Genomic DNA, 16,515 nt, shown 5'->3' with positions numbered 1-16,515 from the left:
CTAATCCTTTATGCCGGTGGTCATGTGTCGCTTGTGGCCATACCCCGGCACGCGGGTGACGGTGAATCCCGCATCCGCCAGCGCCATGCGCACATGCCCCGCTGCCGAATAGGTGGCGCATGTGCCGCCGGTCACGCAATGCGCCGCGACCTCTTGCAACAGCGCAGGTTGCCACAGCGCCGGGTTTTTGGCGGGGGAAAATCCGTCCAGAAACCATGCATCCGCAAGGCCGGGCCATGCGGGCAGCGTGTCATTGGCGTCGCCCGCAATGACCCGCAGCGAAAAATCAGGCCCGGACAGATCGGTGGGATCGTCGATATCCAGCACCGCAAGTGGCAGATGGTCGAAAGGTGCCAGCGCGCGCATCCGGTCCGCGCGGGTCATCGGATGCAGCTCGAAACTGGTGAAATGCAGTTGCCCGGATATACCCGTGCTACGAAACGCGTGCAGCGCGCACAAAAAGTTCAGGCCGGTCCCGAACCCCAGTTCCGCGATGTGAAACCCGTCGCGGAACCGCGCGGGCAGGCCGTTACCCCGCAGGAACACATGGGCTGTTTCCGCTGCGCCGCCCCCCAACGAATAATAGGGATCGTCGAACAGGTCCGACACCGGCACAAAGCCGTGCGGCGTGTCTTTCCACGTCAATCGTGCGGGCTGGTCGGTCATGCGGGTTTGCCTTAAGCGTCGCGTCAGGTCTGACCAAAGGAGCGGCCATTGGCAAGAGACGTGACAGTGCGCGGGGCGGGTGTGTTCGGCCTGTCCATCGCGTGGGCCTGTGCGCTGCGCGGTGCGCGGGTGCAGGTGATCGATCCTGCCGGCGTCGCATCCGGGGCCAGTGGCGGGATCGTTGGTGCATTGGCACCGCATGTCCCCGAACAATGGAATGACAAAAAGGCGTTTCAGCTGGATAGCCTGTTGATGGCGCAGGCGTTCTGGGACGGCGTGGCCGATGGCGCTGGCATGCCCACCGGATATGCGCGCAGTGGCCGGGTGCAACCGCTGGCGGATGCCGCCGCCGTCGCACTGGCGCGGTCGCGGTCGGACAGCGCGCGCGAATTGTGGGGCGGTCAAGCGACGTGGCAGGTGGTGGACGCCCCGCAGGGCGATCTGGTGCCCGACAGCCCGACGGGATTATGGGTGCACGATACCTTGTCTGCGCTGATCCAGCCACGCGATGCGACACGCGCACTGGCGCAGGCGTTGGTGGCACGCGGCGGCGTGATCTGCACCGAAGGCCCGGATCAGGGCAGCGTCGTCTGGGCAACCGGTTGGCAGGGCTTGGCAGACATGACGGTGATCCACAGCCGCATGGTCGGCACCGGGGTCAAAGGGCAGGCAGCGCTGCTGGCCCATGACGCGCGCGGGCAGGCGCAGGTGTTCGCGGGCGGTGTGCATATCGTGCCGCACCACGACGGCACCACGGCTGTCGGATCGACGACGGAACGCGACTTTGACGATCCCGCCGCAACCGACGCGCAACTGGACGAGGTGATCGCCGCCGCGCGCGCCGCTGTGCCCGCACTGGCGCAGGCACCGGTGATCGCGCGCTGGGCCGGGGTGCGCCCGCGCAGCCGCAGCCGCGCGCCGATGCTGGGGCATCATCCATTCAGGTCCGGCCAGTTCGTCGCCAATGGTGGGTTCAAGATCGGGTTCGGCATGGCCCCCAAGGTTGCACAGGTCATGGCGGACCTGATCCTTGACGACCGCGATACGATCCCCGATGCGTTTCGCGCGGAGCTGAACCTGTAGTTGCCCGCCTGTCAGGTCGCGCTGGCCGTCATGCACAGCCGCCCGTCGGGGCCGCGCACCCAGAAATCATGTCCGCGCCGGCACAGGGTCCCCCGCTGGTGGTGCATCAGGGGCGATGTCGCGCGGTAATCGAAACTGGCGATCCTGCCCAGTTCTGCCGCCGCATATCCCATCAGCAGATGCGCCAGCAGCGGACCGTGAACCACCAACCCGTCATAGCCTTCGACCTCGCGGGCATAGGTTTCGTCGTAATGGATACGATGCCCGTTAAAGGTCAGCGCTGAATAGCGAAACAACAGCGTGCTGTCGAAATCCACCGGGTGCGACGCGTCTTCGTCGGTGGGGGCCTGCAGCGGTGCCGCCGCCGCACCGCCGTCCGCGCGGTAGACCAGATCCTGCCATTCGGTGACAGCCAGCGTCTGGCGCTGGCGGATGTCGTGCCGCACCCGGACAAAGGCCAGCTTGCCGGATCGCCCGTCCTTGCGCGTGATGCTTTCAACGCGCGATGTCTTTTCGGCGCGCACGCCAGCCAGCAGATCGGTGTGAAAGACCAGCCGTCCTGCCGCCCACATCCGGCGCGGCAGACCCAGATCGGGCAGAAAACCACCCAGCGCGGGATGACCGTCGCGCCCCAGTGCATCAGGTGGTTGGGGTGTCCAGAAATAGATCTGGTGCGCAAAGGGCGGCAACGGATCACCGACCGCATAGCTGTGCCCGCAGCCCAACGTCGCGGCCAACGCGGTCGCGCGGGCGGGGTCCATCGGGTCCGTCAGGGTTTGTGTGTCGGTTGGGGCTGTGTTCATCTGTCGTAATCTGCCGCAACACGGAGCGAAGGGCAAATGCCACGACTGACCACGCTTGATCATCTGGTCCTGACAGTGACCGATCTCGACCGGACGGTGGCATTCTACCGCGACGTGCTGGGGATGGGGGTTGTTGCATTCGGTCCCGATGACCGCATCGCGTTGACCTTTGGCGCACAAAAAATCAACCTGCACGCAGCAGATGCCCCGGTGCGCCCCAATGCCACGCACGCCACGCCGGGCAGCGCAGATTTGTGTTTCTTGACCGATACGCCGCTATCCGACTGGCAGACGCATCTGGCACAGCAGGGCATCCCGGTCGAGATTGGTCCGGTCCCGCGCACTGGTGCAGGGGGGCCGATCACATCAATCTACCTGCGCGATCCCGACGGGAACCTGATCGAACTGGCGGTGCCTGACGCAGGCGTCTGATCCCGCGCCACATGCGTCATTTCGGCATGGCAGCCGGGGCTGTTTTGCGTGACACTGGCCGCACGCAGGCCGGTCCGCGACCGCCTGCGCCCACGCGAAAGAGGTATGCGATGCGACACGGTGGCAAGATCCTGTCCGACCAACTGGTGAAACTGGGCGTGGACCGCGTCTTTTCTGTGCCGGGCGAAAGCTTTCTGGCCGCACTGGATGGTCTGTATGACAGCGGCATCCAGAACGTGGTCTGCCGTCACGAAGGCGGAGCCGCCATGATGGCAGAGGCGCACGGCAAACTGACCGGCAGGCCGGGTGTCTGTTTCGTCACCCGTGGACCCGGTGCCAGCAACGCAAGTGCGGGCGTGCATGTGGCGATGCAGGACAGCACGCCGATGGTGCTGTTCGTGGGTCAGATCGACAACCGCCACACCGACCGCGAAACATTCCAAGAGGTCGATTACAAACAAATGTTCGGCGGGTTGGCCAAATGGGTCGCACAGATCGACGACACGGACCGGCTGCCGGAATATATCGCGCGTGCATTCCGCGTCGCGCAATCGGGCAGGCCCGGTCCCGTGGTGCTGGCCTTGCCCGAAAACATGCTGAGTGCGACCTCGGACGTGCCAGATTTCGGTGGGCGTATCGGTGCCGTGTCCGACAACCACGACGCCGCATGGACCATCGCCGTCGATCACCTGCGGCAGGCCAAGCGTCCGCTTATCGTGATTGGTGGTCCGCATTGGTCCGACGGGGACGCGCGCAGGCTGGCACAGTTTGCGGACCGCACAGGCGTGCCGGTGGCGGCAGGGTTCCGGCGGCAGGATTATATCGATAACCGCGATCGGCATTATGCAGGCGATTTGAACGTCGGCGTGAACCCAGCACTGGCGCAGCGCGTCCGCGATGCGGACTGCCTGCTGCTGATCGGCACCCGCTTTGGCGATATCGAAACGCAAGGCTATACGCTGGTGGATCCCGCTGCACCGGGCAAGACGATCATCCACTGCCACGCCGACCCGTCAGAGATCGGCCGTGTCTATGGCGTGACAGAAGGGTTCGTCGCCACCGCCCCGGCCGCGATTGCGGCACTGTGGCACCATGTTCGCGACGACGACCCCTGGCACGGATTCCATGACTGGACCGCCAGTGCGCGGGCGGATTACGAGGATTGGATCACGCCGCGCGAGACACCGGGTCAGGTCAAGCAAGAACAGGTGATCCGCTGGCTGTCGGACAGCCTGCCCGATGACGCAATCCTGACCAATGGGGCGGGGAACTATGCCGCCTGGCTGCATCGGTATTTTGTCTACAAACAATACGGGACGCAATTGGCGCCGACCTCGGGGTCGATGGGCTACGGTTTTCCGGCGGCGATTGCCGCATCCCTGCGCCATCCGGACCGCACGGTGGTCTGTCTGGCGGGTGACGGCTGTTTCCAGATGACCTGCAACGAGTTGTCGACTGCCGTGCAGCATGGTGCCACGCCCATCGTGATCGTCATGAACAACGGGCGGTATGGCACGATCCGGATGCATCAGGAACGCAGTTATCCGGGCCGTGTATCCGGCACGGTGCTGGCCAATCCCGACTATGCCGCGCTGGCGCGCGCCTATGGCGGGTTCGGTGCGACCGTGACCCGGCAGCAGGATTTTGCGACGGCCTTTGCGGCTGCGCAGGCGTCCGGCACGGTGGCGATCATCGAATGTGTTTTGGACCCGGCTGTTCTGACGCCCGGTATGTCACTGGCAGGGTAGCCGCATTTTCGCGAAAATGCGGATGGGGGCGCTGCCCCCAGACCCCCGGGATATTTTTGGCAAGAAGAAGATCAGACCCGGTGCCAATCGGTTACTGTATTGTCCTGCCACCCCGTGCGGTGCAGCAGCGGTGTGTCGTCGGGCTGCGCTGCGATCCCAAGGCAGAGGTAGGCGGTGAAGTGCCAGTTCGCGGGGGCGTCCAGCGTTGCGTGCAGGGCGGCGGGATCGAGGATCGACACCCAGCCCACCCCGATGTTGTCAGCGCGCGCTGCCAGCCACAGGCTGTGGATCGCGCAGACGGTCGAAAAGGTCAGCATCTCTGGCATGGTCTGGCGGCCCAGACCGTGGCCTTCGTCCGGGTCGGTCGCGGTGAAGATCGCAAGGTGAACCGGCGCGTCGCGCAGCCCTGCCAGTTTCAGCGCGGCATAATCACTGCGGCGTTTGCCGGTATAGCGCCGGGCGGCGCTGGCGTTGGCCGTTTCAAAATTGGCGGTGACGGCGGGGCGCGCAGACCGGGCGAGGCCACATGCAGCACCCGCCAGGGTCGCGCGTTGCCGACTGATGGTGCTAGGTCCATGGCCGCGCGCAACCTGTCCAGACGGTCCGGCGCGATCGGATCGGTCCGGAAATGGCGCACGTCGCGCCGCCACGTCAGGATGTCGTTCAGCGCGCGGGCATGGGCGTCGGTCAGGTGCATCGCGGCTGTGTCAGCGTCAGTATTCGACGCCGATCTGCGCCTTGATGCCCGACCGGAAGGGGTGTTTGACCAATTCCATTTCCGTCACCAGATCGGCGGCAGCGATCAGGTCGTCATGCGCGTTGCGCCCGGTCAGCACCACATGGGTCATGGGCGGCTTTTCATCGCGCAAAAAGGCCACCACCTCTGCCACATCGACGTAGTCGTAGCGGATTGCGATGTTGATTTCGTCCAGCAGGACCATCGTGTTCGCTGGGTCGCGGATCAGGTCCTTGGCCTTGGCCCATGCGGCCTGGGCCATTTCGGTATCGCGGGATTTGTCCTGCGTTTCCCATGTGAAACCTTCGCCCATGGTGTGGAACGCGCAGATGTCGGTGAATTTCGACAGGATCAGGTCGCGTTCGCCGGTGGACATGCCGCCCTTTATGAACTGCACCACGGCGCATTGCATATCGTGGGCGATGCAACGAAAGATCATCCCGAAGGCGGCGCTGGATTTACCCTTGCCCTTGCCGGTGTGGACGATGATCAGACCCTTTTGGTCGGTCTTGGTCGCCATGATCTTGTCACGGGCGGCCTTTTTCTTGGCCATCTTGGCGTTGTGGCGTTCTGTGTCGTCGGTCATATGTCGTCCCCCTTGGGTTATCAGTAGGCACCGACCAGCCAAGGTGCAAGCAAGGGTGCGATCAGCGCGGTCAGCAGCGCGTTGAGCCCCATGCCGATCCCGGCAAAGGCGCCCGCGGTTTCATTCACCTGAAACGCCCGCGCCGTGCCGATCCCGTGGCTGGCGACCCCCATGGCGAAGCCCCGCGCGCGGTAATCCGTGATGCGGAGCGCGTTGAAAATAGGGGTTCCGATGATTGCACCCGTCACACCTGTGACGATCACCAGCACGGCGGTCAGGGACGGCTGGCCGCCAAGCGCCTCTGTAATGCCGATGGCAACGGGTGCTGTCACCGATTTTGGCACGAGACTGAGGAGCGTATCGGGTGCCACGCCTGCGGCCCGTGCGATCACAACCGCCGATACCATGGCCGCGCCCGCGCCCACCACCAACGCGGCCAGCATCGGCAGCAGGCTTCGCCGGATCAGGGACAGGTTGGTGTAAAGCGGAACGGCCAGCGCGACTGTCGCCGGGCCGAGCATGAAATGGACGAACTGCGCGCCTTCGAAATAGGTCTGATAGCTGGTGCCGGTCACGGTAAGGACGACCGCCAGCAGCGCCACGGCCAGCAGCACCGGGTTCACAATGGGTTTGCGACCCGATGCGCGGAACGCCCAGTCGCCAATGCCATAGGCGATCAGTGTCACGGTCAGCCACAGCAGCGGTCCCTGCGACAGGTAGATCCAGATATCGGCCACATCGGTCATCGGTCCAGCACCCGCGCCACGGCCAGAAAGGTATAGACCCCGGCAATGATGGCGATGGCCGTCGATCCAAGGATCGCCAGCGCCAGTCCGACACCATCGTTGCCCAGCCGATCAAGCTGGCCCACCACGCCGACACCCGCAGGCACGAACAACAGTGACAGATGGGCAAGCAGCCCCTGCGCCGTGCTGGCGATGGCCGCCAGACGTGGCACCCCCAGCAGGGCCAAAAACAAAAGAGCCATGCCAAGGACGGGGCCGGGCAGGGGCAGGCCCGCCGCCCGACTGATCGCTTCACCCAAGAGTTGAAACGCCAGCAGTATGGTCAGATGTTGTATCATACCCCCGGTCTAAGGGCATAACTTGTGGCAGGAAAGAAACGATTTCGCGCCACGAAGGCCTGCGTGACGAAAATTTATGGAACGAAATGTCGCACCCTGTATTTGATCCACCAGATCGACACACAGAAAGCAGAACGATGCGCCTTTTCGTCCTTAGCGTTTTTGCGCTTTATCTTGGCACTGCGGCATTGGCTGTCGGCCTGTCCTGACGGCCTGTGTGGGGTGCGACGACTGACTGTGGGGCACGTCGGGCAGCCGAAGCGCCCCACATTGTCGACGCAAAGACCAATCACCGTAGATGTATTGCCGCCGCCCCGGTCAGGCGTTGCGCCAATACTGCGTTTGTTTGCTAGCGATACAGCAGGACCGGGATTCTGACGGTTTGAACCATTGCGGTCGTCGTGGACCCGATGATCAGGGTGCGGATACGGCTGTGACCATAGGCGCCCATCACCAGCAGGTCGAAACCGTCGGTCGTGACGACATCGTTCAGCACGTCGCTGGGATCACCTGCCGCAGTGCGCGACGTCGCGGTGATGCCTGCATCACGCAGCTTGGCCACAGCGTCGTCAGCGGTTGCCTGCGCCTTTGCCGTGTCCTGCCCGATACACAGGACCGTCAGGTCAAGGTCCGCAAACACGGCACTGTCGGCCATGCGGGTGATGGCCACCTTGGCGCTGGCGCTACCGTCATATGCGACAAGCACCTTCTGGATTGGTTTATAGGCGCGCGATGCCACAAAGACCGGCACCTTGGACGCGCGGATAATCCGTTCAAGGTTCGATCCCAGATGACCTGATGCATAGGCGGACCCTTCGCCACGCTTGCCGATGGTGATGGCGCGGATGTCCGGTTCTACCGCCTGAACGGCATCCAGCAGGTCACCCTTGCGCAAATGCAGCTTCACCCCTGCGACACCGTCCTGTTCAAGGATTGCCTTTGCGTCTTCCAGAATGGCGTGGCCCTTGGCCTGCGCCAGCTTTGCGCGCTGTTCATCCATTGCCGAAAGTTCAGCCAGCAGGGCCGACCGTGCACCCAGATGCAAGGTGCCGGACAGATCGGTTGACGCGGCCCCTTCGCGTCGGCCAAGCACATGCATCGCATCGACGCCGGCCCCCAGTTTTTGCGCGATCCAGGCTGTATGGTGACAGACGCTTTGCGAATAGTCCGAACCGTCCAGCAGTGCGAGTATCTTGTCCATGTCGTATCCTCCCCTAGTGACCTGTCAGCGCATCCATCGCGCCGGGCTTGTCGTGGATGGCAAGCTTGTCGACGATGGTCTCAGACGCTTCGTTCATGCCGATAACTTCGACCTCTGCGCCTTCGCGGCGGAATTTCAGGATCGCCATGTCCAGCGCCTGAACAGAGCTGATGTCCCAGATATGCGCGCGGCTGACGTCGATGATGACACGGTCGGGCGCTTCGCGGAAATCAAAGGCGTTGGTGAAATCCTCTGTCGAGCCGTAGAACAATTGGCCTTCCAAAACATAGGTGCGTGTGCGGCCATCATCCGACAGCGTGGACGAAATCCGGAACAGTTGCGCGATTTTGGCGGCAAAGAAGATACCCGACAGCAGCACGCCCACCAGCACGCCGATGGCAAGGTTGTGGGTGTAGATGACCGTCACCACGGTCGCCAGCATCACGACGCTGGAAGAACGTGGGTGCACCCGCAGCGCCTGTATCGACGACCAAGAGAAGGTGCCGATCGACACCATGATCATGATCGCGACAAGGGCAGGCATCGGGATGCGCCCGACTAGATCGCCCAGACCCACCACAAGAATCAGCAGCAAGGCGCCGGCGGTAAAGCAGGACAGGCGACCGCGACCGCCGGATTTGACGTTGATGATCGACTGCCCGATCATCGCACAACCCGCCATGCCACCGATGAAACCGGTTGCGGTATTGGCGATGCCCTGACCGATGCATTCCTGATCGCGGCTCGATTTGGTATCCGTCAGATCATCGACGATGTTCTGCGTCATCAAGCTTTCCAGCAGCCCCACGACAGCGACCGCCAGCGCGTAAGGCAGGATGATCAGCAGCGTTTCAAGGTTGAGCGGGATTTGCGGGATCAGGAAGACCGGCAGCGTATCGGGCATTTCGCCCATGTCGCCGACGGTGCGCACGCCGTCCCAGCCCATGACGGTCACGATGATCGTTAGCACGATGATCGTGACCAGCGGCGACGGCACCGCCGTCGTCAGGCGCGGCAACAGGTAGATGATCGCCAGACCCAGCGCCACCAGCGCATAGGTCAGATAGGTCACGCCGGGATTGGCAAGGTTCAGTTCCGGCAGTTGCGCCATGAAAATCAGGATCGCCAGCGCGTTCAGAAACCCGGTCATCACGGATTTTGACACGTAGCGCATGAAGCGGCCCAGCTTCAGAAAGCCTGCTGCAATCTGGATCAGACCCGCCAGAACAGTGGCGGCCAGCAGATATTCCAGTCCATGCTCTTGGACGAGGGTGATCATCAGCACGGCAGTGGCGGCGGTAGCTGCAGATATCATGCCCGGTCGCCCGCCGACAAAGGCAATCAGCACGGCAATTGAAAAAGAGGCGTAAAGCCCGACCTTGGGGTCGACGCCTGCGATGATCGAAAAGGCGATTGCTTCCGGGATCAGCGCCAATGCGACAACGATGCCGGCAAGCACATCACCGCGGACGTTGCCGAACCATTGCTGGCGGTATTCTATGAGTGTCATCAATATTCCAAGACCCTGCATCGAGACGTCCTTTCCCGGACGGTTCGGCAATTTTTTCTTCAGGGTTCATCAAAAATTATCCGGCGGATCAGCGGCCGGAAGAGCCACCCGGGATTTCACCAGGTCCTAACGTTCGCCGTGTCTTAAGCGGAATACCGCTAAAAGATCAACCCGCTTTGGACATGACGTGTCAAACAGCCTTGCCCACACGTCAGGGAACCGCCCGCGACGACAGCATGTCCTGGCCAAGGCGGCACAGGCTTGAATCAACGGCGATGTGACTTTTACAATACCCCGTATGGGTATATCAATGCCGTCATCGACAGAGGGCCAAGGCAATCCGCCCCAGTGTATCACGATGGATGACAGATATGATGAGTCGCTGTTGCATCGCGTCGTGCTGAAATTGGTAGAATGAACTTTACATAGAACGCGGACAGTCACGCGCGTGCCCGTACGAAACAGAATGAACGTCTTAATTGGAGTGTCTTAAATGATCAAAATGAAACCCGCGTTGGCCGTTGTGCTTGCAGCGACTGGCCTTGCTGGCCCTGCCTTTGCGCAGGATGCCGCATTTCAGTTACCTGCGGAATGCACCGTCGCTACTGCAATGGACGGTATGGATCACGCGGCCATGGGCCACGGCGGCGGCGACGAAAGCAGCATGGGAATGGACGACATGGACCATTCTGCCATGGGCCACGGTGGGTCCGATAACGCCGACATGGGCATGGATGCGATGCCAGCGCATGTGCAGGAAAACATGCGGCGCATGATGATCACGATGCCTGCGATGGAACAGGGCATGATGAACGAAGACGCTGATGTGGCTTTTGCCTGCGGTATGATCGCGCATCATCAGGGCGCAATCGACATGGCGCAGGTTCTGCTCGAACATGGCGATAATCCTGAAATGATCGCGCTTGCCGGCGAAATCATTGCCGCGCAGGTGGAAGAGATCGACGAGATGATCTTGTGGCTGGCCGAAAACGGCGAATAGCCAAATGATGGCCGCGCGGTTCAAGACGTGCGGCCATCGCATACCGGGCCGGTCATGATTACTGTCTGTCAGGCGGTCAGCGCCAGCAGCACCCCGCCAAGTGCTGCGACGATGACAACCAGCCATGGCGGTTGTTTCCACGCCATCAGCAGCACGGCACACACAAGTGCCAAGGTGAAATCCCGCACGTTTCCAATGGCGCTGGTAAAGACAGGGTCATAAAGCGCGGCCCCCAGAATCCCCACGACGGCGGCATTGGCCCCCTGCATGAGCGATTGCGCAGAGGGCGTGGTGCGGAACCTGTCCCAGAATGGCAAGACACCGATCAGGATCAGGAAACCCGGCAGGAAAATGGCGATCAGCGCCACGGTTGCACCGACGATCCCATTGGGCGCCGGGCCCAGTACCGCGCCGAGATACGCAGCAAATGTAAACAATGGACCCGGCACAGCCTGTGTCGCCCCATAGCCCGCCAGAAACGCATCGGCGCTGACCCATCCGCGGGCGACTGTTTCCGCTTCTAGCAAGGGCAGGACGACATGGCCGCCGCCAAAGACCAGCGCACCCGACCGAAAGAAAGCGTCGAACACCGCAAGCGTTTGTGACCCGCCCGCGATCATCGGTAGCGTCACCAAAAGCAGCACCAGAACGGTAAGGCTCAGGACGGCGTGGCCGCGCCGTATGGGCAGTGCAATGTGGCCGCCGACGCGCGCAGGTGTTGCGCGACACACCAACAGCCCTGCGATGGCACCCATGGCAATTGCGCCGACCATGCCCCAGGCACCGGGCAAAAATGCCAGTATCATCACTGCGCCTACGGCAATCGTCGCCCGTGTGGGGTCCGGGCACAATGTCCGGCTCATGCCCCAGACGGCCTGTGCGACGATGGCGACGGCCACGATCTTGAGCCCGTCAATCGCCCCGGTGCCGACCGGACCCGCGATGCGTGATGCGGTCAGGGCAAAGATCAGCAGGATCAATGCTGATGGCAGCGTAAAGGCGGTAAACGCCGCCAGCGCGCCCAGCCATCCGCCCCGCATCAAACCCAGTGCAAAGCCCACCTGACTGGACGCGGGACCGGGCAGGAACTGGCACAGTGCCACCAGATCGGCGTAGGCATCATCGGACAGCCATTTGCGCCGCGTCACGCATTCATCGCGGAAGTAACCCAGATGCGCAATCGGCCCGCCAAAAGATGTCAGGCCCAGCTTCAAAAAGGTGACAAACACCTCGGCGCTGCGGCCTTGGGCGGGGTGATCGTCAGCCAGCTGTTCATTCTGTTTCACATCTATCCCGCCCTTTGGTTTCATGCGGACCATGCCGCACGGCAATCGCGACGTTCAAGTGTCTTGCCCGGCGCAGGGCATGATCAGCCGTGCCGTTATCGGTTGCCATGTCAGCTCCAACGTTGAGTTGCATCCCAAAATGCCGCGCGGATGTGACAGTTGCGTAACCGTCGCCGCGTGATTTACGGTAATCTATCTTGTCGTTGGGGTCGGCGATCATGGCGAGGGTGAATGACAATGCGGATGTGTAACCAGCGGACCGGGGTGGGCTCTTTGCTTGGGTTTGCACTTGTGCTTGGGCTGATATCGGGGGGCGGGCCGGTGATGGCGCAGGCGTTGCCGCCGCCAATCACAGAATCCGATTATCTGCCCGTTGATCCCGAAGCCGCGAAACTGGGGCAACTGCTGTTTTACGATCCGATCCTGTCGGGCAATCGCAACGTCGCCTGCGCGACATGCCATCATCCGGCATTCGGGACGGCCGACGCCATGTCACTGTCGTTCGGGGACGGAGGGATCGGGTTGGGGCCGGACAGGCGCGCCGACACCGAAAATCCGCCGCAGGACCGTGTTCCGCGCAACGCACCTGCGCTGTTCAATCTGGGCGCACGCGAATTCAACGTCCTGTTTCACGATGGCCGGTTGGAAAACGATCCCGATCTGCCCGGTGGCATACGCACACCGATGGGCGCTGACATGGTCGCCGGTTTCGACAGCGCCTTGTCGGCGCAGACGATGTTTCCGGTCCTCAGCCGGGACGAGATGGCGGGAAGCCATAGCAGCAACGACATCGGGCGTGCGGTGCGGCAGGGGCTGATCACCGGGCCGGATGGTGCATGGTCGCGGATCGCGCGCCGTGTGGCAGATGTGCCAGCCTATCTGGCCGATTTTCAGCGTGTCTATCCGCATGTCCGAACGGCGGACGATCTGGCGTTTACCGACATCTCGAACGCGATTGCGGCGTTCATGGCGCTTGAATGGCGGTCCGATACATCACAGTTTGACGCGGTGATGCGGGGGCAGGCCCGGCTTTCGGGTGATGCGGCAGACGGGATGGACCTGTTTTATGGTGACGCAGGCTGCGTGGCCTGTCACGCCGGGCCGTTCCAGACCGACCACGGGTTTCATGCGATGGGCGCCCCGCAGATCGGACCGGGCAAGGCCGCGACGTTCGAGACGCATCAGCGTGACGAGGGACGGTTTCGCGTGACCGGAAATCCGGCGGACCGGTTCGCGTTTCGCACACCGTCGCTGCGCAATGTGGCGCTGACCGCGCCTTATGGTCATGCGGGCGCGCATGCGTCGTTGCAGCAGTTTCTAGCGGACCACGGCCAGCCGACGCAGGCCCGGTTCGACCGCGCATTGGTGCGGCTGGACGCACCGGTTGATGCGGATTTCGCGGTGATGGATGACCCCGCGCAGGTGGCAGACATCGCGGCGGCGGTTTCGGTGCCGATGCCGATATTGACGGATGCCCAGATCGACAGTTTGGTCGCATTTTTGGAAACGCTGACCGATCCTGCATCCGTGGACGGGCGATTGGGGGTTCCTGACACGGTGCCCAGCGGTCTGACCGTGCCAGCCGTGGACTAGGGCTTTGTGAACGACAGGATGTGGTCGGCAGCGCTTTGCGTGGTGGTTGTCGTCCCGTCCGGCCATGTGACCGTGACCTGTGCCTGCGTGGCGTTGCCCAGCCCGAAATGGCGGGCAAGCAGTTGACCGCCCCCGTGACCGCCGCCGATCACATGCTGCACGGACTGGTGTGCGCCGTCGGCTGTTACCGACACGACGGCGCCGATCGCATCCCGGTTGCCGCCGGATTGCTGCAACGCCACTTGCAGCCAGTGGCCCGTATCCGGCGTCACATTGCGATACAGTTCCAGCGGGGCGCGGCGGTTTGCGACCAGCAGGTCCAGCCGCCCGTCGCCGTCGAAATCCGCCAGCGCCGCACCGCGTGAGCGTTCCATCGTGGCGATCCCCGCCGCGGCGGCGGCTTCGACAAATGTGCCATCGGATTGCTGCATCAGCAGGTTGTTGGGGTCTTGCATCGCCATGCCGGGCATCTGATCGACGTTACCCTTTGCGATGAACAGATCGCTGCGTCCGTCGTTGTCCACATCCGCGAATTCCGCATGCCAACCGGTCGATGGCCGCCCGTCGCCGCCGGTATGCGGGCGGTGTGCCGTGCTGCCGACAGCAAAGGGCGCTGCGGCGTAGCTGCCATCCGGTTGCGCAAGATGCAGCACCTGATCGCCCATGGATGTCAGCATCACCTCGTCCCGGCCATCGCCGGTCAGGTCGCGGCTGGCGATGCCCATGCCCCAAAGCGAGACATTGTCCCACCCGTCCGCTGGGCCCAGAAAGCGGCGTGTGGCGACGTCCCACATCTGTTCGTGGCCGTCGCTGATGTAATAATGTCGGTCGTTGGACAGCCGCAGCGCCGTTTGCCCGCGTGCGTCCCGCGCCGCCAGCATCGACAGGGGGCAGTATCCGGGTGTCAGCGGCGTTGCCGTGTAGCCATCACCATCGGGGCGCAGGATGACGTTGTCGTCGCAGGCTTCGAACGGGCCATCAGGGTCGCTGCGGTCGACGTAGTTTCCGACCGCCAGCGTCGGCCGGTCGTCGCCCGGTTCCCACCAAGCGGTAAATGCGGTGGACCACGCATCATCCGGCGGGATGCCCCAGTCCGCCGTGGCATCGGTAAATGTGCAGTCAGGACCGCCGCGCAAGGCGACATTGGCCCCCACCCGCAACACGAACAGGTCGGTCAGGCCGTCCGCGTCCATGTCCAGCGGATAGGCCCCTGTCACACCGGTCAGCGGAATCAGCGGCATGTCGGTAAAGCTGAACGCGCCGTCGTTGCGGATCAGACGGGCCGGGGCTGCGCCACCGGCGGCGAAAATGTCGGGCGCGCCGTCCGCGTTGCAGTCCATCACGGCCACACCGCCGCCGACGAAATGTTCCCAGCCACCTTCGTAGCTGTGGGCAGGCAGCGCGGCGGATCGGTCTTCGAACAGCGGCCCCGCAGCGGCGGGGCTGGCCAGCATGATCAGACCAACGGCCCATTTCATGGGGTGCGCGCCTCTCCGATGCGGGTGTCGGTCAGGGCGGACAGGGCCAGTGCGGTGGCCCCGCGCGCCCAGATCAGATCGCCCCAGACATGGATCGCGATTTCACAGGGGGCACGGCCCTGCGACAGGGTCAGCGCCTGCATTTCGGCCAGCACTTCTTTTGCGTACAGATAATCATAACGCATTCGCTCGCCCGACAGGATGATCAGCTTGGGGTCGAACAGCTGCACCACGTTCGACAGGCCCAGCGACAGATAGCGCCCCGCACGGCGAAAGATCGTCTGCGCCGACTGGTGCCCCGCCTTGGCCTGCCGGAACAGGATATCCAGTGTCTGCTGCGGGCTTTGCCGCACGTCAGGCGCATGATCGAGGGCAGTCGCCGCTTCGCGCGCCAGCGCGTAGTCGGCCAGATACGCCTCTAGACAGCCGCGTTGGCCGCACCGGCACAGCGCGCCGTCCAACTGGACCTTGGTGTGGCCCAGTTCCAGCCCCATGCCGCGCGCCCCGCGATACAGCCGATTGTTCAGCACCAGCCCCATGCCGACGCCGTCCTCGATCGTGACGACGGCAAAATCACGGCGCGCGCGTCCGGCCCCGAACCATAGTTCAGCAAGCGTCAGCATGTTTGCGTCGTTGTCCAGATACAGGGGCATCGGGAACTGCGCGGCAAAGGCAGCGGCCAGATTCTGTTCCCCCGCACGCAACAGCGCAGACCACGACACCACGCCTGCGTCGTGATCGACGATGCCCGGCAGTCCCAGTCCCACGGCGTCGATCTGGTTTGCAGTCTTGCCGCTGATGGTCAGCAATTGGTTAATCAGGGCGGTGATTTCGTCCATCAGGTCGGGCAAGGTGCGACGGTGCAGGCTGGTCGGCAGATCTGTATCGGCCAGCATGTTGCCCGCGAAATCGGCAAGCACGGCAGTGTGCCGGGTGTAGGACATCTTGATCCCGATGACGCAGGCGGCGCGTGGCACGACCTCTAGCGCGACGGGTGGGCGGCCTCGGCCCGTGTCACGCGGCACGCCGTCGACTTCACGTAGAAAGTTCGCGGCGATCAAATCTGCGGTCAGCGTGGTCGCGGACCCCGCGCTGATCGACAGATCACGTGCGATGTCGGACCGGGCAGCGCGCCCGTGGGCCCGGACATATTCGAACACTTGCTGACGCAATGGCCGTGGTGCGTCGCCAGTGCCCGGCAGGCGCGGGCCACATCCGGGTGGTGCTTCGTTTTTGATCTGTATTTGCACGATGCGCACGCCCCTCCCGCGTCGTAAGGCGCTTTTTGCCCTCCGTTAGCGAACCTACC

16 protein-coding genes and 1 other annotated feature are annotated in these 16,515 nt (G+C 63.2%); of the genes, 5 read left to right on the top strand and 11 right to left on the bottom strand.

Annotated features, from left to right (window positions below; translation table 11 throughout):
* Window positions 1-666, bottom strand: a complete 666-nt coding sequence (mnmD, locus tag GZH79_RS01300) for a tRNA (5-methylaminomethyl-2-thiouridine)(34)-methyltransferase MnmD (protein ID WP_211641329.1) — start codon at window positions 664-666, stop codon at window positions 1-3.
* Window positions 667-714: 48 nt separating this feature from the next.
* Here mnmD and GZH79_RS01295 point away from each other — a divergent pair, with 48 nt between their 5' ends.
* Window positions 715-1,749 (top strand): FAD-binding oxidoreductase, encoded by a 1,035-nt coding sequence (locus tag GZH79_RS01295; RefSeq protein WP_211641328.1) that lies wholly within the window; start codon window positions 715-717, stop codon window positions 1,747-1,749.
* A gap of 11 nt (window positions 1,750-1,760) precedes the next feature.
* On the opposite strand, the gene GZH79_RS01290 is transcribed toward GZH79_RS01295, so the two are convergent.
* Window positions 1,761-2,552 (bottom strand): acyl dehydratase, encoded by a 792-nt coding sequence (locus GZH79_RS01290; protein ID WP_211641327.1) that lies wholly within the window; start codon window positions 2,550-2,552, stop codon window positions 1,761-1,763.
* A 36-nt stretch (window positions 2,553-2,588) separates the two neighbouring features.
* On the opposite strand from GZH79_RS01290, the gene GZH79_RS01285 reads away from it, so the two are divergent.
* Window positions 2,589-2,984, top strand: coding sequence for a VOC family protein (locus GZH79_RS01285; RefSeq protein WP_211641326.1), 396 nt, complete (start codon window positions 2,589-2,591; stop codon window positions 2,982-2,984).
* 110 nt (window positions 2,985-3,094) lie between these two features.
* The gene (locus tag GZH79_RS01280) at window positions 3,095-4,732 is read left to right on the top strand and encodes a thiamine pyrophosphate-binding protein (protein ID WP_211641325.1); all 1,638 of its coding nucleotides are present in this window, start codon (window positions 3,095-3,097) and stop codon (window positions 4,730-4,732) included.
* A gap of 71 nt (window positions 4,733-4,803) precedes the next feature.
* On the opposite strand, the gene bluB is transcribed toward GZH79_RS01280, so the two are convergent.
* The 6 genes from bluB to GZH79_RS01250 form a co-directional block, all read right to left on the bottom strand.
* Window positions 4,804-5,382: a 5,6-dimethylbenzimidazole synthase gene (gene bluB, locus GZH79_RS01275; protein ID WP_349291146.1), complete on the bottom strand. Its 579-nt coding sequence runs from the start codon at window positions 5,380-5,382 to the stop codon at window positions 4,804-4,806.
* Between the two features lie 63 nt (window positions 5,383-5,445).
* Window positions 5,446-6,054, bottom strand: coding sequence for a cob(I)yrinic acid a,c-diamide adenosyltransferase (gene cobO / locus GZH79_RS01270; protein WP_211641324.1), 609 nt, complete (start codon window positions 6,052-6,054; stop codon window positions 5,446-5,448).
* 20 nt (window positions 6,055-6,074) lie between these two features.
* A complete protein-coding gene (locus GZH79_RS01265) occupies window positions 6,075-6,800 on the bottom strand; it encodes an LrgB family protein (RefSeq protein WP_211641323.1) in 726 nt (241 codons plus the stop codon).
* Window positions 6,797-7,138, bottom strand: coding sequence for a CidA/LrgA family protein (locus tag GZH79_RS01260; RefSeq protein ID WP_211641322.1), 342 nt, complete (start codon window positions 7,136-7,138; stop codon window positions 6,797-6,799). The genes GZH79_RS01265 and GZH79_RS01260 overlap by 4 nt, the downstream gene beginning before the upstream one ends.
* A gap of 349 nt (window positions 7,139-7,487) precedes the next feature.
* Window positions 7,488-8,339, bottom strand: a complete 852-nt coding sequence (locus GZH79_RS01255) for a universal stress protein (RefSeq protein WP_211641321.1) — start codon at window positions 8,337-8,339, stop codon at window positions 7,488-7,490.
* A 13-nt stretch (window positions 8,340-8,352) separates the two neighbouring features.
* Complete coding sequence (locus tag GZH79_RS01250) at window positions 8,353-9,852, bottom strand: SulP family inorganic anion transporter (protein ID WP_211641567.1); 1,500 nt, start codon at window positions 9,850-9,852, stop codon at window positions 8,353-8,355.
* Window positions 9,853-9,923: 71 nt separating this feature from the next.
* Window positions 9,924-9,979, bottom strand: a sequence feature (sul1 is cis-regulatory element that is thought to sense ions involved in sulfur or methionine metabolism; They are found in Alphaproteobacteria).
* 363 nt (window positions 9,980-10,342) lie between these two features.
* Here GZH79_RS01250 and GZH79_RS01245 point away from each other — a divergent pair.
* Window positions 10,343-10,849, top strand: coding sequence for a DUF305 domain-containing protein (locus tag GZH79_RS01245; protein ID WP_211641320.1), 507 nt, complete (start codon window positions 10,343-10,345; stop codon window positions 10,847-10,849).
* A 68-nt stretch (window positions 10,850-10,917) separates the two neighbouring features.
* Here the strand turns inward: GZH79_RS01245 and chrA are convergent, their stop codons facing one another.
* Entirely contained in the window at window positions 10,918-12,135 is a 1,218-nt protein-coding gene (gene chrA / locus GZH79_RS01240; RefSeq protein WP_349291145.1) for a chromate efflux transporter, read from the bottom strand.
* A gap of 324 nt (window positions 12,136-12,459) precedes the next feature.
* On the opposite strand from chrA, the gene GZH79_RS01235 reads away from it, so the two are divergent.
* Entirely contained in the window at window positions 12,460-13,728 is a 1,269-nt protein-coding gene (locus GZH79_RS01235) for a cytochrome c peroxidase (protein ID WP_249218933.1), read from the top strand.
* Here the strand turns inward: GZH79_RS01235 and GZH79_RS01230 are convergent.
* Entirely contained in the window at window positions 13,725-15,206 is a 1,482-nt protein-coding gene (locus GZH79_RS01230) for a CRTAC1 family protein (RefSeq protein ID WP_211641319.1), read from the bottom strand. The genes GZH79_RS01235 and GZH79_RS01230 overlap by 4 nt on opposite strands.
* Window positions 15,203-16,450, bottom strand: a complete 1,248-nt coding sequence (locus GZH79_RS01225) for an ROK family protein (protein ID WP_211641564.1) — start codon at window positions 16,448-16,450, stop codon at window positions 15,203-15,205. The genes GZH79_RS01230 and GZH79_RS01225 overlap by 4 nt, the downstream gene beginning before the upstream one ends.
* Window positions 16,451-16,515: the final 65 nt, after the last annotated feature.

It is taken from the genome of Loktanella sp. SALINAS62 (assembly GCF_018263905.1).
Lineage (GTDB): Bacteria > Pseudomonadota > Alphaproteobacteria > Rhodobacterales > Rhodobacteraceae > Loktanella.
The sequence above is the reverse complement of the archived record's forward strand: the minus strand, read 5'-3'. Positions and strand labels throughout refer to the sequence as shown.